The sequence below is a fragment of the Neobacillus sp. MER 74 genome (assembly GCF_023714155.1).
The window spans coordinates 14,832-32,640 of record NZ_JAMAUV010000031.1 but is presented as its reverse complement, the minus strand read 5'-3'; the positions used below and the strand labels follow the sequence as shown (position 1 = coordinate 32,640).

General features: G+C 40.2%; 19 protein-coding genes. 11 read left to right on the top strand and 8 right to left on the bottom strand.

The features are described from left to right. Nucleotides 1-265: 265 nt before the first annotated feature. Nucleotides 266-865, bottom strand: coding sequence for a methyltransferase domain-containing protein (locus M3610_RS25355; protein WP_251463334.1), 600 nt, complete (start codon nt 863-865; stop codon nt 266-268). Nucleotides 866-1,251: 386 nt separating this feature from the next. Between M3610_RS25355 and M3610_RS25350 the strand changes: the two genes are divergently transcribed. The 10 genes from M3610_RS25350 to M3610_RS25310 all read left to right on the top strand — a co-directional run bounded on the left by M3610_RS25350 (nt 1,252) and on the right by M3610_RS25310 (nt 8,989). Further along, on the top strand, nt 1,252-2,217 hold the full coding sequence (locus tag M3610_RS25350; RefSeq protein ID WP_251463333.1) for a quinone oxidoreductase family protein: 966 nt from the start codon (nt 1,252-1,254) through the stop codon (nt 2,215-2,217). A gap of 191 nt (nt 2,218-2,408) precedes the next feature. Next, complete coding sequence (locus M3610_RS25345; RefSeq protein WP_251463332.1) at nt 2,409-3,176, top strand: sugar phosphate isomerase/epimerase family protein; 768 nt, start codon at nt 2,409-2,411, stop codon at nt 3,174-3,176. After that, nucleotides 3,164-4,123 carry a sugar kinase gene (locus M3610_RS25340; RefSeq protein ID WP_251463331.1) on the top strand — a complete coding sequence of 320 codons (960 nt, stop codon included), beginning with the start codon at nt 3,164-3,166 and terminating at the stop codon, nt 4,121-4,123. Before M3610_RS25345 ends, M3610_RS25340 begins: the two co-directional genes overlap by 13 nt. Before the next feature lies 1 nt (nt 4,124). Next, nucleotides 4,125-5,408 (top strand): MFS transporter, encoded by a 1,284-nt coding sequence (locus M3610_RS25335; protein ID WP_251463330.1) that lies wholly within the window; start codon nt 4,125-4,127, stop codon nt 5,406-5,408. Beyond that, nucleotides 5,401-5,526 carry a hypothetical protein gene (locus tag M3610_RS28155; protein ID WP_257148606.1) on the top strand — a complete coding sequence of 42 codons (126 nt, stop codon included), beginning with the start codon at nt 5,401-5,403 and terminating at the stop codon, nt 5,524-5,526. Before M3610_RS25335 ends, M3610_RS28155 begins: the two co-directional genes overlap by 8 nt. A gap of 33 nt (nt 5,527-5,559) precedes the next feature. Then, nucleotides 5,560-6,537: a LacI family DNA-binding transcriptional regulator gene (locus M3610_RS25330; protein WP_251463329.1), complete on the top strand. Its 978-nt coding sequence runs from the start codon at nt 5,560-5,562 to the stop codon at nt 6,535-6,537. 136 nt (nt 6,538-6,673) lie between these two features. After that, nucleotides 6,674-7,315, top strand: a complete 642-nt coding sequence (gene hxlA, locus M3610_RS25325) for a 3-hexulose-6-phosphate synthase (RefSeq protein WP_251463328.1) — start codon at nt 6,674-6,676, stop codon at nt 7,313-7,315. After that, nucleotides 7,309-7,857, top strand: a complete 549-nt coding sequence (gene hxlB / locus M3610_RS25320) for a 6-phospho-3-hexuloisomerase (protein ID WP_251463327.1) — start codon at nt 7,309-7,311, stop codon at nt 7,855-7,857. Before hxlA ends, hxlB begins: the two co-directional genes overlap by 7 nt. Before the next feature lie 238 nt (nt 7,858-8,095). Continuing rightward, the gene (locus M3610_RS25315) at nt 8,096-8,434 is read left to right on the top strand and encodes a zinc ribbon domain-containing protein YjdM (RefSeq protein WP_098576115.1); all 339 of its coding nucleotides are present in this window, start codon (nt 8,096-8,098) and stop codon (nt 8,432-8,434) included. A gap of 75 nt (nt 8,435-8,509) precedes the next feature. Then, complete coding sequence (locus M3610_RS25310; protein ID WP_098576114.1) at nt 8,510-8,989, top strand: Rossmann-fold NAD(P)-binding domain-containing protein; 480 nt, start codon at nt 8,510-8,512, stop codon at nt 8,987-8,989. Nucleotides 8,990-9,028: 39 nt separating this feature from the next. Here M3610_RS25310 and ilvA read toward each other — a convergent pair whose 3' ends face one another. The 3 genes from ilvA to M3610_RS25295 form a co-directional block, all read right to left on the bottom strand. Next, nucleotides 9,029-10,201: a threonine ammonia-lyase gene (ilvA, locus tag M3610_RS25305; protein WP_098576169.1), complete on the bottom strand. Its 1,173-nt coding sequence runs from the start codon at nt 10,199-10,201 to the stop codon at nt 9,029-9,031. A gap of 171 nt (nt 10,202-10,372) precedes the next feature. Next, nucleotides 10,373-12,406 (bottom strand): Na+/H+ antiporter, encoded by a 2,034-nt coding sequence (locus M3610_RS25300; protein WP_098576113.1) that lies wholly within the window; start codon nt 12,404-12,406, stop codon nt 10,373-10,375. A gap of 148 nt (nt 12,407-12,554) precedes the next feature. Further along, complete coding sequence (locus tag M3610_RS25295) at nt 12,555-13,637, bottom strand: branched-chain amino acid aminotransferase (RefSeq protein WP_251463326.1); 1,083 nt, start codon at nt 13,635-13,637, stop codon at nt 12,555-12,557. 250 nt (nt 13,638-13,887) lie between these two features. On the opposite strand from M3610_RS25295, the gene M3610_RS25290 reads away from it, so the two are divergent. Further along, the gene (locus tag M3610_RS25290; protein WP_098576111.1) at nt 13,888-14,373 is read left to right on the top strand and encodes a hypothetical protein; all 486 of its coding nucleotides are present in this window, start codon (nt 13,888-13,890) and stop codon (nt 14,371-14,373) included. Between the two features lie 88 nt (nt 14,374-14,461). On the opposite strand, the gene M3610_RS25285 is transcribed toward M3610_RS25290, so the two are convergent. The 4 genes from M3610_RS25285 to M3610_RS25270 all read right to left on the bottom strand — a co-directional run bounded on the left by M3610_RS25285 (nt 14,462) and on the right by M3610_RS25270 (nt 17,685). After that, a complete protein-coding gene (locus tag M3610_RS25285) occupies nt 14,462-14,629 on the bottom strand; it encodes a hypothetical protein (protein WP_155928503.1) in 168 nt (55 codons plus the stop codon). A gap of 109 nt (nt 14,630-14,738) precedes the next feature. Continuing rightward, nucleotides 14,739-15,980, bottom strand: a complete 1,242-nt coding sequence (locus M3610_RS25280) for a CynX/NimT family MFS transporter (protein WP_251463325.1) — start codon at nt 15,978-15,980, stop codon at nt 14,739-14,741. Nucleotides 15,981-16,186: 206 nt separating this feature from the next. Continuing rightward, nucleotides 16,187-16,561, bottom strand: coding sequence for a Rieske (2Fe-2S) protein (locus M3610_RS25275; RefSeq protein ID WP_251463324.1), 375 nt, complete (start codon nt 16,559-16,561; stop codon nt 16,187-16,189). 23 nt (nt 16,562-16,584) lie between these two features. Continuing rightward, nucleotides 16,585-17,685: an amidohydrolase family protein gene (locus M3610_RS25270; RefSeq protein WP_251463323.1), complete on the bottom strand. Its 1,101-nt coding sequence runs from the start codon at nt 17,683-17,685 to the stop codon at nt 16,585-16,587. Between the last annotated feature and the right edge of the window lie 124 nt (nt 17,686-17,809).

Here is a 17,809-nt window from a genome sequence, read left to right as displayed (position 1 = left end):
TAATCAAACGTTTGATTAAAAAGGGCTGAAGCCTTGAGATATATAGATTTATGAGGGTATAGGGTATTTTTGAAAAAACTAACCAAACGATTGATTAAATGGGGGCGAGGCCTTAGTATTGAAGGATTTTTCTGGTGTGAGAAATTTTTTTGAGGAAAAACTAATCAAACGTTTGATTAAAAAAGGTCGGAAAATACCGCTGAAAAACTAATCAAACGTTTGATTAAATAGGGTTGAAGCCTTGGTATATAAGGCTTGTAAGGTATTATTTGTTTTTGTTATTCCGATACAAATACAGGCCGAATCCCAACGTATCCCTGCCCCAGGTCAAATAGGTCCGGCGCCATGTTCGAATCCGCTCCAACATCGCATTACAATCTGGATCATCTGGATTCTCAAGACAATAGTTCTCGACGGACATCGAATAAAGCCACTCGTAATCGTCCCAATCATCATCGTTGGCAACATAAGACCAAAGCGGGATTAATCCTAGTTCCTCGCCAGCCTTAACAGTATCCGCATGGGTTTTACATTCCGACTCATCAGCGCCTCCGAGCGCTTCTAAATACGCAGGACTTGGAGTCTGTTTCCAATATCCCTCGCCAATCAGAATGTAACCATTTTGCTTAACTAGACGTTTTAATGTCTGTAAGGTGGGTTCCATTCCACCTAATGCGTGGGTTGAACCAATACAAATCCCCAAATCATACCCATCTTCCTCGCATCCTTTGACTGCTGAGGCGGCATCTTCCACAATAAATTCGATGCTGCCTTCAGGAATTCTGCCGTGTGCCTTTTGCTTTGCTTCCTCGATGGACCCTTCATACAATTCGATAGCTGTAGCGGCTGCTTGATAATTTTCCACCAAGCGGATTAACAGTTCGCACTTTCCTGCTCCTATATCAATTACTTTATCTTTTGCATTGGAGAGATGATATCGAGCATCTTCATGATCTTGTCTTCACTGATTGGATTACTAAAGGCATGGTCGCGGTGGGCAATTGCTGAAAATTTATTTCTATCCATATATTTATATCTCCTTGTTCATGTGGTCTGTATGAAGCGTATCTTACCCGGCGATGTGAAGCAAGTTAAAATGTAGGGGATTGTAATTTATCAAAAGTAAAACTGAGCAGGAGAGAGAGGTTCTTCTTCATGGGGAGCCCTGCCGGTAAAGCGAGTTGCAATCCATAGCATAATTCTATTTAATAAAAGTGTAGTGCAAAAATTAGTTTGAATGAGGTTATCGATATGAGAGCATTAGTGTTTAATACGTTTGGCGGGCCAGAGGTACTGAAGTATTCAGAAATCAACGAACCTGCTATTGGTCCGGATGAAATACTCCTTAATATGAAAGCAATTGGCCTAAATTTTGCTGATATATATAGAAGAAAAGGTAACTACCATCTCGAGGGGGAGCCTCCATTTATTTTAGGATATGAAGGGGCAGGAACGGTCGCAAAGGTCGGAGCAAATGTTCAAGGCATCCGCATTGGCGATCCTATTGCCTTTGCCGATGTACCACATGCTAATGCAGAGTTCGTGGCAGTCCCTGTAGAAAAGGCGATCCCTCTGCCTGAAACAATTTCGTTTGCGGAAGGCGCTTCTGTCCTATTACAAGGATTAACGGCTCATTATTTAACAAAGGATAGTTATTCCGTAAAAAAGAATGATATCGTACTAGTTCATGCGGCAGCGGGCGGGGTCGGGCAGCTTCTGGTTCAAATTGTCAAACTACTGGGCGGAACGGTAATAGGTTTAACTTCGTCCCTGGAAAAAGCGAAGGCGGCAGAGGAAGCAGGAGCGGATAAAGTGTTCTTGTATAAGGATGATTGGAAAAGGCAAATACTCGAAGCTACAAATGGGAAGGGTGTCAATGTGGTCTATGAATCAGTAGGTTCAACGCTTCAAGACAGTTTTGATGTCACTCGCATCGGCGGGACGGTAGTATTTTACGGAATGGCAGGAGGGGACCCAGCTTTGGTGGATCCAAGAATGTTAATGGATACGTCCAAAACATTGACGGGTGGAGACCTATGGAATGTGCTTACCAACCGAGAGGAACGAATTGCTCGTTCAACCGAACTGTTCGGGTGGATGTCGGAAGGAAGAGTTAAAGTATCTAAACCAACTACCTTTGCACTAAGCGATGGACAAGAGGCACACCGATATTTAGAAAGCCGAAAGAGCACAGGGAAAATATTATTAATACCATAATGCCCTAACAATTAAATGCCTCCACAATGTGGGGGTGTTTATTTTGGTGTCAGGCACCAAAAAAAATTTAATTTTTTATTGCAAAAGCGCTTTCACTAGGTTTATAATATGTATAAATCGATTTACTAAACCGATTTACTAAAACGGTTTATCCTATGATCACAAGTATTTATTTAAAAGGGGATTTTGTTATGAATAATGTAATTGTCCCGATAAACGCATTTGATAGATTTGAAGTCTTGAAGAAGGGGCAAACTTCATTTATTAGGCTTATTGCAGATTCAGGTGCTTATGGAATTGAGATTCGACGCGAATTATTGTCGGACGAAGATCCATCACTACATCAAATTAAACAAGAAATTGAACAATATCAATTATTCACAGTTTATTCGGCTCCGATTGAGTTATGGAAAGAGGACCACCAATTGAACAAGAAGGAATTAAATGAGATTTTGGAAGAAGGAAAAGATCTCGGTGCTAAATGGATTAAAGTGTCACTTGGCCATTTTCAAAAAGGCCAATCTGATCTTATCGAACTGAATACCTTTTTGGATCAGCATCAGGGAGTTCAATTGTTCGTTGAAAATGATCAAACGCTTCATGGGGGGAATATCCATCATTTAACATCCTTTTTTGAAAGCGCCTCCGAGCAGAGCACACCTGTTAAAATGACTTTTGATGCCGGAAACTGGTATTATTCTGGTCAAGAAGTAGACGAAGCCGTCAGCAAGCTTGCACCATATGTCATGTATTTGCATTTAAAACAGGTAGAAGATGATAATGGAGAGTTTATTACGGTGCCGCTGCAAAAAGACGGAAGTCACAGTTGGGAGAAGGTCATGAATCATTTTCCCGCTGAAATGGTGAAGGCGCTTGAGTTTCCCATCGAACCGAAGGAGAGAACACGAGAGTTTGTTCAGATGATTATGGAAAGTGAGGCTATATCATGCAACATTTAGATACAATTACTTTTGGAGAAGCAATGGCGATGTTTATGGCCAATCATCCAGGTCCCTTACACGAAGTCAGCCAATTTACCCGTGAACTTGCTGGAGCAGAAACAAATGTGGCCATTGGACTTGCTAGATTGGGCTTGCGCTCAGGTTGGGCGAGTAAAGTCGGAAACGATGCGTTTGGAAAATTTGTCATCGAACGGATCAAAAATGAAAACGTTGACACTGGGCATGTTTTGATTGACCCACACTATCCGACTGGGTTCCAGTTGAAATCGATGGTTTTAGAGGGCGACCCAGAGGTTCAATATTTTCGCAAAGGATCGGCGGCAAGCCATTTAAACTGCGAGGATTTCAATGAAGAGTACTTTCAGCATGCAAAGCACATGCATATGACGGGGATTCCATTAGCTCTTTCGGAAAGTACAAGAGCCTTTGCAAAACAAGCTCTAACCTTTATGAAAAAGAACGGCAAAAAGGTTTCCTTTGACCCGAATTTAAGACCAACCCTTTGGGCATCACAAGAAGAAATGGTAAGGGAAATCAATGAGGTGGCGTTCCAAGCAGATTATGTGTTACCAGGTATTACTGAAGGTGAAATCTTAACAGGCTTTAAGGAACCTCGTGAAATCGCTTCCTTCTATTTAGAAAAGGGCGTAGAGCTGGTAGTCATTAAGCTTGGGGCTGAGGGAGCTTTTTATAAAACAGCTACAGAAGAAGGCACCGTTCGCGGCTTTCATGTGGAAAAAGTGGTTGATACCGTTGGGGCCGGCGATGGTTTTGCGGTTGGGGTGATCAGTGGATTACTCGAAGGTTTAAACGTTCAGGATGCGGTTTTAAGAGGCAATGCGATTGGTGCGTTAGCGGTTCAATCACCTGGTGATAATGATGGCTATCCAACCAAAGCAGTGTTAGAAAAATATATAGAAAATCAATTAGAGGGAGTGAAATAACATGAAACAAACGATTGCAAAACAACGATGGTTACGTCTTATTCCAATTGCCTTTATCACGTACAGTTTAGCTTATCTTGACCGTGCCAACTATGGATTCGGTGCGGCTTCAGGATTAGCGGAGGATCTTCACATTACTGCTGGTACTTCTTCGTTACTTGGTTCTCTATTCTTCTTAGGATATTTCTTTTTCCAAGTACCTGGTGCGGCATTTGCCGAGAAAAAGAGTGCGAAGGTTCTCATTTTCTGGTCCTTGATTGCATGGGGTTTATTAGCTTCCTTTACAGGTATGATTTCGAATATTAAATTGTTATTTGTGATTCGTTTTTTACTTGGAGTTGTGGAAAGTGCGGTTATGCCGTCCATGCTGGTACTCTTAAGTAACTGGTTTACGAAAGCAGAACGTTCTCGTGCAAATACATTCCTTATTTTAGGAAACCCTGCAACGGTATTATGGATGTCAATTGTTTCTGGTTATTTAGTTAACTCTGTGGGCTGGAGATGGATGTTCATCGCTGAGGGTCTTCCGGCTGTGATTTGGGCATTTATTTGGTGGAAAGTTGTCAATGACAAACCGAGAGATGCGAAATGGTTAACTGAACAAGAAAAGAATGATTTTGAACAACAATTAGCAAAAGAGCAAGAAGGAATTAAGCCTGTAAAAAATTACAGCGAAGCCTTTAAATCAAAACCAGTTATTTTGTTAAGTGCACAATACTTCTTATGGAGCATCGGGGTATATGGTTTTGTTATGTGGCTTCCATCGATTATTAAAGCCGCACCAAATATGGATATTGTAGAAACAGGCTGGTTATCTTCAGTTCCTTATATTTTAGCTATTATCCTTATGTTTGTAGCTTCTTATTTCTCTGATAAAACATTGAATCGAAACGCATTTGTTTGGCCATTCCTATTGATTGGTGCAATCGCTTTCTATGCTTCTTATGCGATTGGAACAGAACATTTCTGGATTTCATTTGTCTTACTCGTGATTGCTGGCGGTGCCATGTATGCTCCATACGGTCCATTCTTTGCCATCATTCCGGAAATCCTTCCGCGTAATGTTGCTGGCGGTGCGATGGCCCTTATTAACAGTATGGGTGCGTTAGGCTCATTTGTTGGTGCTTATATCGTAGGATATTTAAATGATGCTACTGGTGGATTCGGTACTTCATATATCTTTATGGCAGGTTCTCTATTCCTTTCTGCAATTTTAACCATCTTAGCGGTTAAATCGGCAAAAAAGGATAAAAGCAAGCCAAAAGGTGTTAAAATGAGTGCTTAAAAAAGTGGAAGCAGCTTTGGAATCTTTCCAAGGCTGTTTCTTATTTATAGAGGTTCTCATCTTTAAGAACAATCCGTTCGTCATAACTGGAAAGTTAGTAGATTTGCCGCTAAAATGAAGTCAGTGACCAAGAGGAAAGAGGAAGATAGGCATGGAAAAAGTAACAATGGCCGACGTCGCAAAAGCAGCCGGTGTATCAAAAAGTACCGTTTCTCAATACTTAAATAATCGGTTTGAATATATGGGGGAAAAAACGAAACTAAAAATTAAAGAAGCAATTGAAGAACTTGGCTATCAGCCGAATTTTATTGCTAGAAGCTTGAAACAAAAACGAACCTCGATGGTGGGAATCATTGTCGCTAATATTACGCATTATTTTTCAACGGAAATCAGCCGTGCTATTGAGGATTTTTGTCATAAACATGATTTGCACGCCATCGTCTGTAATGCCGATGATGATCCTGAAAAGGAAAAGAAATATATTGAAATGTTACGGGCTAAGCAGGTAGATGGTTTGATTATTTTTCCTACAGGGAAAAATAATGATTTATACAAACGGATGGTCAAACAAGGCTATCCCGTTGTTTTTGTTGATAGAAAAGTAGAGAATCTTGATGTGTTTTCCATCATTACCGATAATACGGATTCTACGTATAAGGCTGTGCAGCATTTGATTGAGAAGGGTCACCAGAATATTGCATTTGTGGTCCAGCCTCTGACAGTTAGTACCCGTATCGATCGGTTGGCAGGATATACAAAGGCTGTTGCCCATGCCGGTATGGAGGTAAATCCAGACTTCATTATCAAAGCGAGTATCCCTGAATTGAAAAGCAAAATTGAACAACTTTTTGCTTTAGATGTTAAGCCAACGGCCATCTTTGCAGCAAATGATCGAGTCTTACTGGCGGTCTTGGAATTTCTAAAGGAAAAGGGTATTAAGCTTGGAAAAGAACTTGAATTGGTCGTATTTGATAATATTCCATTTGCACATTTGCTAGAGGCGCCGATTTCCTTCATCGTACAGCCAGCAAAGGAAATGGGAAAAAAGGCAGCTGAACTATTATTTGAACAAATTAACAAAAGCAACATACCCCCTGAAGTGTTTGTCTTTCCAAGTAGAATGATGTAAAAAGATTTAGTGGTGCCTGACACCATGACAAAGGTTCAGGCACATATTGAAAAACGCTTACAAATGAAGTATAATCTTTTCATAAACCGATTTAGTAAATCGGTTTATCAACAAACCCATATAAAGGAGTTTGATTATGAATATACAACTGGCTTTGGATCGAATGGATATAGCTGAAGCAATCGAATTAACGAAAAAAGTGGAGGATTCCATTGATTGGATTGAGGTTGGAACTTCGCTCATTAAGGAATTCGGCGTAAAGAGTATTAAAGAGATAAAACAAGCCTTTCCAAATAAACAAATTGTTGCAGATATTAAAACGATTGATAATGCCCGTTATGAATTTGAACTTTGTTTTGAAGCGGGAGCAGATGTGGCAACAGTCATGGGAGTTTCTCCACTAGTGACCATTGATACATGTATGGAAGTGGCCAATCGTTATCAAAAAAAAGTCATGATTGATTTATTAAATACATCGGATGAACAAAAACAAGCATTACGGAAATACAATGATGCCATTTTTTGCGAGCATGTGAGTAAGGATCAACAAGAGGAATTAGGCGATCAAAATCAAGGAACTAAGCCTAGTGATTTCTCAGGGTTTCAGGTGGCAGCAGCAGGAGGGATTAAGCTGGGTTCGATAGAGGATCTCATCAAATCTATACATCCAGCAGTGGTCATTATCGGCTCAGCGATTACGAAAGCGGAAAACCCATCCGTGGCAGCGGCACGATTTAAACAAGTTATTTCAAAAACGGAGGAGAAAACGACATGTTAGTAATTCCTACTATTTTAAAAGAAGTAGAAACGGTTCTTAGCCAAGTGGAAGAGGCTCAGCTTCAGGAGTTAGCGGTTCAATTGCAAAAGGCAAAGCGGATTTTTGTTATCGGTGAAGGACGCTCCGGATTAATGGCTAAATCATTTGCGATGCGCTTAATGCACCTGGGAGCAACAGTGTATGTTGTAGGGGAAACGATTACACCATCGATTGCTGAAGGGGATCTTTTAGTGGCCATTTCCGGTTCAGGTACAACGAAAAATGTGGTTTGGACTGCTGAAAAAACGAACTCCCTTGGCTGTCCGGTAATGGCTGTGACGACCAATCCCGAGTCGCCATTAGCAGCGGCGGCAACGGAAATTCTCCATGTACCAGCAGCAACAAAGTATCGACGTGAGAACGAATTGAAAACAATCCAGCCGCTAGGTTCATTATTCGACCAATGTGCACACATTCTATTTGATACCCTATGTTTGCTCTACAGCAAACTCAATGAAGTAGACCACACACTAGCTTTCGGACGACATAGCAATTTAGAATAGGAAAAATGTATGGTGCCTGACACCAATTCGGTATTCACCGAATTGGTGTCAGGCACTCTTTTTTTGTAAGAGAGTGAATACAAGGAATCCAGGGGGTTTTCAAGAATATATAAGTTGAAAATGTATTTTTAATCGGGGGTTATGTCTAAATGAGATATATTTTGCACTCTTAAACAGATATAGACTAGAGCCCATCGGATGTAATAGAATAACAGGGATGAATGGAGGTATTGTACAAATGTCTAATTTACCGAACTGCCCAAAATGTAATTCTGAATATACGTACGAGGATGGAAGTCTTTTTGTTTGTCCTGAATGCGCTCATGAATGGAATTTAGAATCAGAAGCAGAACAAGAAGATCTAAAAGTAGTGAAGGATTCCAATGGAAATGTCTTAAATGATGGGGACTCGATCTCGGTTATTAAAGACCTGAAAGTTAAAGGAAGCTCATCAGTCTTAAAAGCAGGTACAAAGGTTAAAAACATCCGTTTGGTGGATGGAGACCACAATATTGATTGCAAAATTGATGGTTTTGGAGCAATGAGTTTAAAATCTGAATTTGTAAAGAAGTTGTAGAATCAAAGAGCTAGGTAGCATGCCTAGCTTTTTACATAGAAAAAAATTCTAATGTTGCAGGGGTGGGGAATTGTGATGGAAAAAGTACTTATTCTTGCTGAATCAGATTATGGGAAGTTCAAAATCGCATGTGAAAATATACTTAAAGAAATTTTGGATGAGCGAGTGATCGTTAGCCGAATCCCTGCAATCTGGGGGAAGAATTCCCCTAGATTGCATTTAATAAAAGAAAGCATAAAAAATAATAAAATAATCGATGTCTATAACAATTTGGTGTGTAACAATCTTTTGGATGCTCAATTAGCAAAGCAACTACGCTTCATCATTGAAAATCAACTAAAGGGGATCATTCATTTAGGTACGAAGGATTGTATGACGCAGGGGCAATTTTATGAACAGATCATAAGTAAACTTGCTTGTGAAAAGAATATATTACGCTATCAATCTTATCAGGACAAAGATGTTACTTATTATTTTCAACTAACTTCCAATCGAGAGGATCTCCCAGATTTTCTACAATGTACAAACGAGGAGATTATTGGGCACCTAGTATAAATAAGTTAAAGAGCTTGGACGCCCAAGCTCTAAATAACTCTAACAATGACCCATTTCCACGCGATAGTTTTTCTCGATAAGAACTTTATGCAGCTGCTCAATATGATCGTGGTTTTTTGTCTCGACTGAAATCTCAATTTGGGCATAGCCGGGATAAATATCTTTGCCAATTCGATGGAGATTAACAGATTGAACGTTCGCATCCAAATCTGTAATCGAGCTTAAGACTCGTTGCAGTTCACCTGGTTTGTCTTTTAAGGTAATGGTAAAAATCGCATACCTTCCAGATTCAACCAAACCGCGTTCTATAATTCTTGAAATAAAATTCATATCAACGTTGCCGCCGCTTAATACAGCCACCACTTTTTTATCCCTTATATTCAACTTTTCATAAAGTAGGGAAGCAAGTGATACAGCACCTGATCCTTCTACTAATAGTTTATTTCTTTCCATCAACATGAGCATGGTCCTGGCAATTTCCATTTCATCGACGCAAAAAACATCATCCACGTATTTTTGAACAATTTCAAAGGGCTTCAACCCAGGTTTTTTAACGGCAATTCCATCCGCCATTGTAGGAGTGGAGTCAACCATCACAGGTTTATTTTCAAACAAGGACTGCTTCATACTTGGGCAAGCTAGTGCTTGAATACCGTAAACCGATATATCGGGATTTTTTTCCTTAATTGCCATGGCCACACCAGCAATCAGCCCGCCGCCGCCAATTGGACAAACAACCGCCTCCACATCAGGAAGCTGGTCAAAGATTTCTAACCCGACCGTACCTTGCCCTGTCATGATTGCCTCATCGTCAAAAGCATGAATAAAGGTGGCATCGAGTTGCTCTTTAAGTTTTAATGCATAGGAGAGAGCATCATCGAATGTGGCACCCTCTAAAATTACTTCTGCACCATATTGTTTTGTGGCTAGAATTTTACTAAGTGGAGCTCCTTTAGGCATTACAATTTTGCACGGTACTCCAAGCATTTGACTCGAATACGCTACTCCTTGCGCATGGTTTCCAGCAGATGCTGCGACAACACCTTTTGAAAGTTCTTCCTGTGAGAGCGAATTTAGCTTATTGTAAGAGCCCCTTACTTTAAAGGAGCCTGTTTTTTGGAGATTTTCCAGCTTTAAAAAAATTTCATTATGAGCGAGCTGACTAAAAGTCTTCGAATAATCGAGGGGAGTGGTATGAACAATTCCCTTCATTTTCTCACGCGCTACGATGATATCATCAATGTTCAATGTATTCTCTCCTCCGTCACAGAATTCTTCTTTTTAGGATGTACTGGAGCAAATAAACTATGTCATGAAAAGAAGAAAAAGACGCATATGGTCTGTGCCGGCTGTCACTTCTCTGTACAATTGTGCGGTGGATTACTAATGAGTATGGAGACTGCTTTCTTCCATCCAGTAGGCCTCCCGAATATTGATCTGCTTGCGAATTTTCCGGATGATATCGGCAGTGATTTCTCCTTCTTCGTACAATTTCTGAATTTCATCTCGTTCCGCCTGGAATGCCTTTGCACGCAATTCTCTTTGTAAATGCCTGTAATGAGCAGAGTCGGCCCCCTTTTTCGCCAATTTAAATTTCGTGAGCATTTCGCTATATTCTCCAATAATCACTAAATACACATGCTCATTTTCAGGTGTCATCTGGTTATTTAAATACTTAATGGCAGCTTTCGCCATATTCACTTTTAACTGAATCATTTTCTTCAATTGCGCCTGGCGGGTTTCAAGCTGTTGCTGGCTTTTCGGAATGATTAACTGAATTAGTTTGAAGACACTTCTTTTAGCAAGTGTTCCAATAAATAATCTTCTAAAGCGCATCCGATTGGTTACAGCAAGCCTCATCCTCTGAATATGTTCATCGGACAAATAATACGTTTCTCGGTCGATTTTCCCCTCTAATTTTAATGTTTCAATATAAAGGGCTTCAGCTTCCAAGGCCTTCATCCGAATTTCAGTTTCCAGTAGTTTTAAGTGCTCGGGGTTTTTATTATTTTCCATGTTCAGCTGATTTCTAATTTGATTGTATGAGGCAATAACCGAAACCGCAGCACCGCGATTCTCATCGTTCATCAATTCACGAATCGACCGAATAGCGGAATCAATTGTCCGCAGCTTCGCCTCTCGTGCCATTATTTCCCGTTGTTCATTAGCGTTTACTTTTTCTGTCCTAGCAAGAATTGGCAAGAAGATACTGGCCGTTAGGAGTGTGACCAGAATAACCCCAGCGGCTATAAAAATAATTAAAGAACGCTGAGGAAAAGGGGCTCCATCGGCTAGGACATAGGGAATGGTGAATGCTCCGGCTAGGGTGACCGCCCCTCTGACTCCGGAAATAGTGATAATACCAATCGCTCTCATTGAAGGCATTTCGATTTCCTTTTTGAGCCACTCCCACTTCCATGCCGCACCAATCCATAAAAAGCGCAAGAAGAGAAGGGCAGCGGATAGGATGAAAATATACTTACTCACTTCCCAATTATTAAACAACGGGTCCTTGAAAATTTCACTGATAACACTTGGAACTTGCAGACCTAATAGAAGGAACACCAATCCGTTCAAGATATAGATAAGCACCGTCCACGTGTTTTGTGAAACCAATTGTAATTTCATCGCAGGAGATTGATCACGTTCGCGGTAGATGGTATGTACAATCCCTGCCGCAACCACAGATAAAATACCCGAGAGATGAACATGCTCCACAAGGTAAAAAATCACGAATGGGGTAAGAAGTTGAATCAACATGTGGATGGTCACATCCTCCATCCCCAGCCGGCGAATAAAGATTTTCAGTTGAATGATTAGAATGGCTAGAAGTGAACCGCCTGCTAGACCGCCAATCGCAATTACGATAAAACTCCCGCTTGCCTGAGCTAATGAGAAAGCACCTGTAACCGTTGCGGCAACCGCAAATTTAAATGCAACCAATCCAGAGGCATCGTTCATTAAGCCCTCCCCTTCAAGGATATGCATAATCGTTTCCGGTATCTTCACCCGGCTCGAAATAGCACCCACAGCAACGACATCGGTCGGAGAGAGAATCGCAGCCAAAGCAAAAGCAGCCGGCAGTGGAATGGACGGAATCAGCCAATAAATTAAATATCCAATCGTAAATACGGTAACAAATACTAGACCGAGGGCAAGTAGGAGGATCGGTTTTCGTAATTTCCATAGTGCGTGCCGTGAAACATTTTTTCCATCATGAAAAAGCAGGGGAGCGATAAACAATACGAAAAACAACTCCGGCTCCATGGGGATATGAATGCCTAACGGCAGCGAAGCAAGTAACACCCCAAGCGCAATTTGAACCAGCGGCACTGGTATGTATGGAAAAAAGTGATGGATGAAACTAGATAATCCAATGACAGCAAGTAATAAAAGGATAAGTAGAAAAAATTCCATTGCAGGTCTCCTCTCTTAAAGTATTTTGTGTAACAAGGATATTTTTCAACACATAGAGAGGGAAATTTCTTTTTCAAAAAAATAGGCGAACAGTGAAGACACTGTTCGCCACAAAACTAAAAACCGGGCGATTTGCCCGATTTTCCTTTTACACTTCTACCTGTTCAATCTTCACTGTCCAGTTAAACGGATCTTCTTTTTTACCAAGTTGAATGCCGGTCACTTCATCATAAATCCGCTGCGAGAGTTCGCCGATTTGACGATCATTTATGGTAATCGCCTGGTCATTCCAAGTTAATTCGCCAACAGGGGAAATAACAGCAGCTGTTCCTGCACCAAACACTTCTTCAAGCTCTCCGCGTGCATGTGCTTCAAATACCTCTTCAATGGAAATTTTCTCTTCCCGTACAGGAATATTCCAATATTTTAGTAATTCAATCACGGAATCACGTGTTACCCCTGGTAAAATACTTCCGTTTAATCGTGGTGTGACCACTTCACCATTAATTTTGAAGAAGATATTCATGCTGCCAACTTCTTCGACATACTTATTTTCTTTCGCATCAAGCCAGAGAATTTGAGCAAATCCATTTTCATCTGCTTTTTCTTGCGCTTTAAGACTGGCTGCATAGTTTCCAGCAGTTTTCACATGACCCACTCCGCCAATTACCGCACGAACATAATGTTCTTCTACATAAATTCTAACAGGGCTTAATTGGTCTCCATAATAAGCTCCAGATGGCGAAAGAATTACAAGCAATTTATATTGTTTCGCCGGACGGACGCCAAGATATGGTTCCGTTGAGAAAATAAACGGACGAATGTAAAGAGAAGTACCTTCACCATCAGGAACCCAATCTTTTTCGGTTAAAACTAATTGTTTAATGGCTTTTAATAGAAATTCCTCATCAATTTGCGGAATGCATAGTCTTTCGCAAGATTCATTCAAACGTCTCATGTTTTTCTCTGGACGGAAAAGCTGTATGGCTCCATCAGCCGTCCTATAGGCTTTCATTCCCTCGAAGATTGCTTGTCCATAGTGAAAAACCATGGCAGACGGCTCTAAAGTTAAAGGTTCGTAAGGAGTAATTCTTGGATCATACCAGCCGATTTCATGTTGATAATCCATGACAAACATATAGTCACTAAAATACTTCCCAAAACCAAGTGAAGCAAAATCAGGTTTTTCCTTTAATACTTCTCTTTGAACAAATCCAATTTCTTGTTTCATGCTTACACCTCTTATCGATTCTCTACTTTATCTTGATGATTAGTAGGCTTTTTGCTTTGTGGAAATTCTAAATGAAATAAACTTTATTATCTAACTATAACACCTAAGCAGCACTCACTGCCATTCTCTTGATTAAAAAATCGAATAATTCCAAAAATATATTTTTAGAAAAACAAACATAATTCCTAGAAAAATGCCAAAACTAAAAATTAATACTTAGACAGGACAAAGAATAAAGGGAGTTACACAGATGTCATTGGTGATTTTTTCAACCATATGTTCACTTGTGATCATATATTTTACGGTCATGCCTAAAAATTTAAACATACTTGAACTGGCTTTTATCATAATCCTTGTCATATATCTTGATAGCAATGTGATGGATATTGTTATGTTAAATCTTGAGAGCATTCAATTATCAGATAAGATTGCAGGGATTATAACATTTTATCTCACTTTTCTAGTATTATACCCCCTAGTAGTGACATGGAATATTGACCGCCTATATTCCACGGATCATAAGTTAATGAAAATTGGACTTTCGCTTTTTACCATATTGCTGATCGTGGGGTTAGAAAATTTAGCAAAAATAGTAGATGCCGTAAATTATGTGAATTGGAATTGGCAGTATGATCTTATACAATGGGTCACCATTTGGTTATTTAGCATTGGGTGCCAATCCATTCAGATAGTGGAGCTGATAAATGGTAAATGTTTCAACAGAGATAGTAATTAATCTCCTTATTGAAGAGAGATCAAATAAGCAGTTAATCTCGACAACGCCAAACAGTAAAAAAACGCCACAAATGGGCGTCTAAAAAAAATCAAGATTGTTCATTGTTTTCAGCTGCATTTGTAAAAGCATTGGGATCGACCGTGTTTGCTCCATAATCCGGAACATTACTCGCATGCTCCTCGTGATACTGAGACCCGGCCCCTTGTTGATTAGGATTAGTTTTCCCTTTTTGCTGGTTGTTTTGTTGATTTGGCATATACTCACCCCCCTAAATCTAAAGAGTAGTATATGTAGCATTAATTTAATTATTCAAAGCAGGATCTGTTATTAGCTCGAGGGCATTTCAATACCATTTTTTTTACTTGCTATGCCTTCTTTTTTATCGTACTTGATCTGTAATTGCCCTGATGTGTGGTTACAAAATTACTACTTCCGGCTTCCATACCAACAATAAAGAGAAGACAGGCTCCTAAACCCAAAATTAGTAGAAGGATAGTCCAATTGTGAGTTACATCGTGTATAAATCCAAAAAGAGTCGGCCCTATTGCTGCTAATAAATAACCAACTGATTGAGCCATACCGGATAATTCGGCAGCTTGATGTGCGTTATGTGTACGTAGTACAAAAAACAGAGTAGCCAGACCAAACGCTGACCCTATTCCAACGCCGATTAAAATGACGGATAACGGTGCTAAAGAGGTAATGCCACTAAAAAGTCCGGCGTAACCTAAGAGTAAAAAGATTACTGAGAGCCCAACCAGCCAACGTTGATTAGAAAAGCGACCAGCAAGAATTGACACAATTAATGTGGCTGGAAGGCTTGCAAATTGTGTTAATGATAGGAGCCATCCTGCTCCAGATGGGCTAATCCCTTGTTGTTGAAGAATCGAAGGGAGCCAAGTTACCACAACATAAAAGGCTGTAGATTGTAAACCCATGAAAAAAGTGACGTTCCATGCAAGACGAGAATGCCATAAAGATCCTCCTGTATCAAGAGAACTTGTTGTCTGGTGGTGAACACGTATTTGAGGAATCCAGAAAACAATTGAAATGACAGAAAGAAGGACCCAACAAGCAAGAGCACCTCGCCATCCAAATTCTACCCCTTCGGTGATGGGAATAGTAATTCCCGAGGCAACAGCTGCCCACAAATTCATAGACACGGCGTATATACCTGTCATAATACCGACTTTATTGGGAAACTCTCGTTTAATCAAACTGGGTAAAAGCACATTGCATAATGCGATTGCTATACCAAGCACTGCTGTACCGATAAACAATGCAGTTATGTAAGGTATAGAGCGTATGATTATCCCTGCTACTAGCAAAAGCAAGGCTCCAAATAGTGTATATTCTAATCCAACACGACGAGAAATTTTTGGAGCAAGGGGTGAAAAAAGAGCAAACGCAAGCAATGGTAAAGTAGTCAACATACCTGCTAATGTATGAGATATTCCAGTATCTTGGCGAATCGTTTCAATGATAGGGCCTACACTTGTAAGGGGAGCCCTAAGGTTAGCGCCTGCAAATATGATTCCTAAGATGAGTACCCAAATTCCCAGGGGAAGGGAAGCACGTTTTTTAGTGATGTTGCCTTTTGAAGTCATGGAATTCTCCTTTACCTTTCCTGGTTATATACAGGCAGATTGTATGAATATTTTATTAGATTCTACTGATTTTCTCTTCTACTACTCCATTTCATTATTTTTCCAAACATAAAAACAAGCTGTTAAGGAAAAACAACCCAACAGCTTGAAAGAATTAATGGATCTCCAGACATTGAACCATACCCGAGAAAATTTGCTTCCTCAGCCTACATTTGTACCATAATTTTATCATTTTCAACGGATACTTGGTAGATTTTTACCTTGTACCTTGGATCCCCAAGACATTCACCATTATGGATGTTAAACTCCCATCCATGCCAAGGGCAGAGTAATACCTCACCTTCCATGCCGTAAATGTATTCATGCGGTTTTGAAGGCAATGTCGTTCCTGAAAATGTACCTTTGCATAATTCAGCTTGTTCATGGGGACATACATTACGAATGGCGTGATAGTTGCTGCCATCATAATAAATTCCAATACTGCGTCCATTAACCGTCACAATTTTACAACTGCCAACTTCAATATCCCCAACTTCTGCTACTGCATATTTAGGCTTTACTTTTTGAAGAGCTTCCGTCATGTCGATTGACCTCCCTGTTCACTTTATTTGGCATTAATATGATACAATTCAGCTGCGTTTTCGTATGCTACTCGTCTACGCATCTCTTCTGGCAGTTTACTAAGTACAAATTTTGGATCATCATTGTCCCAATGCGGATAATCTGTTGCAAACATGACTGTTTTTTCAGCTCGCATTAACTGAAGCATCTGGATCATTTCTTGAAAGTTTTCCGGCTCTTCAATAGGCTGTGTCGTAAAACGGTAATGATCCATGATATATTCACTTGGTTTACGCTTCAACCAAGGAACCTCTTTTCGCATGGCAATATAGTTCTTATCCATCCGCCACATTAGATGCGGTAACCATCCTAATCCACCTTCTACTGCAACCACTTTCAACGTCGGGAATCTTTCAAAGACACCTTCACAAACAATACTGTTTAATTGTGACATTTGATGAATCGGCAAAATGTTGTGTCGCTCTAAATTTGTTGTCGGCTGTCCTACCGCTGAGATAGGCGGAGTATTAATCCCTTCGCCCTCTCCTCCACTATGGAGAGCGATTACCAAATTATTTCGTACAGCTGCCTCGAATATAGGGTAGAACCATCTTTGACCATAAGGTTGGCTTGATGCTGGACTAATCACTACTTGACATACTTTTGGGTGCGATCCGAGGCGATCGATTTCTTTTGCTGCCAATAACGGGTCTTGTGTTGCGATAACAATAGATGCTAACCAGCGATCATCATTAGCGATCCAATTATCCATGGTCCAATCATTAAATGCTGTAGCTATCGCAGCGGCATAATCCGGGTTATTATGTGTGGAAATGGTTAGAAGACTACCAGTTAATATACCTTTTGTAATGTTATATCGATCAAGGAAGTCCTTTTTTGCATATTCTGGGTCTGACCCTGGAGTCATTCCATTTCCAGGTGATGCATCTCTGCGTCCCAAAGGGATTGGTCTCCAAACGAGTGATGGAAATGTACCGCCTGGCTCCTTTAGTCGATCCCACCATACTCTAGGCATATAAGGCTTTAAATCCTCATAGCTGTGTAATGTTTGATGGACATCACAATCAATAATTCCGTAATCAACGCCCGGTTTGGATGACCTCTTTTTCATAGTTGTCTCCATACTTTCATTACCTCCATTTATTTTATAGACTTCCGGCAAGTTAAGGTGTTACCGTGAAATTGCTTTCCCCATAAGTTGTTTTTGGGATCATCAACTATCGAAATTTCATATCCGAATGAAGAAA

What these genes read in the sequence shown, in the direction of transcription:
- M3610_RS25350 (WP_251463333.1), top strand. Translation starts at nt 1,252, where the DNA reads ATGAGAGCATTAGTGTTTAATACGTTTGGCGGGCCAGAGGTACTGAAG.
- M3610_RS25345 (WP_251463332.1), top strand. Translation starts at nt 2,409, where the DNA reads ATGAATAATGTAATTGTCCCGATAAACGCATTTGATAGATTTGAAGTC.
- M3610_RS25340 (WP_251463331.1), top strand. Translation starts at nt 3,164, where the DNA reads ATGCAACATTTAGATACAATTACTTTTGGAGAAGCAATGGCGATGTTT.
- M3610_RS25335 (WP_251463330.1), top strand. Translation starts at nt 4,125, where the DNA reads ATGAAACAAACGATTGCAAAACAACGATGGTTACGTCTTATTCCAATT.
- M3610_RS25330 (WP_251463329.1), top strand. Translation starts at nt 5,560, where the DNA reads ATGGAAAAAGTAACAATGGCCGACGTCGCAAAAGCAGCCGGTGTATCA.
- hxlA (WP_251463328.1), top strand. Translation starts at nt 6,674, where the DNA reads ATGAATATACAACTGGCTTTGGATCGAATGGATATAGCTGAAGCAATC.
- hxlB (WP_251463327.1), top strand. Translation starts at nt 7,309, where the DNA reads ATGTTAGTAATTCCTACTATTTTAAAAGAAGTAGAAACGGTTCTTAGC.
- M3610_RS25315 (WP_098576115.1), top strand. Translation starts at nt 8,096, where the DNA reads ATGTCTAATTTACCGAACTGCCCAAAATGTAATTCTGAATATACGTAC.
- M3610_RS25310 (WP_098576114.1), top strand. Translation starts at nt 8,510, where the DNA reads ATGGAAAAAGTACTTATTCTTGCTGAATCAGATTATGGGAAGTTCAAA.
- ilvA (WP_098576169.1), bottom strand. Translation starts at nt 10,201, where the DNA reads ATGAAGGGAATTGTTCATACCACTCCCCTCGATTATTCGAAGACTTTT.
- M3610_RS25300 (WP_098576113.1), bottom strand. Translation starts at nt 12,406, where the DNA reads ATGGAATTTTTTCTACTTATCCTTTTATTACTTGCTGTCATTGGATTA.
- M3610_RS25295 (WP_251463326.1), bottom strand. Translation starts at nt 13,637, where the DNA reads ATGAAACAAGAAATTGGATTTGTTCAAAGAGAAGTATTAAAGGAAAAA.
- M3610_RS25290 (WP_098576111.1), top strand. Translation starts at nt 13,888, where the DNA reads ATGTCATTGGTGATTTTTTCAACCATATGTTCACTTGTGATCATATAT.
- M3610_RS25285 (WP_155928503.1), bottom strand. Translation starts at nt 14,629, where the DNA reads ATGCCAAATCAACAAAACAACCAGCAAAAAGGGAAAACTAATCCTAAT.
- M3610_RS25280 (WP_251463325.1), bottom strand. Translation starts at nt 15,980, where the DNA reads ATGACTTCAAAAGGCAACATCACTAAAAAACGTGCTTCCCTTCCCCTG.
- M3610_RS25275 (WP_251463324.1), bottom strand. Translation starts at nt 16,561, where the DNA reads ATGACGGAAGCTCTTCAAAAAGTAAAGCCTAAATATGCAGTAGCAGAA.
- M3610_RS25270 (WP_251463323.1), bottom strand. Translation starts at nt 17,685, where the DNA reads ATGGAGACAACTATGAAAAAGAGGTCATCCAAACCGGGCGTTGATTAC.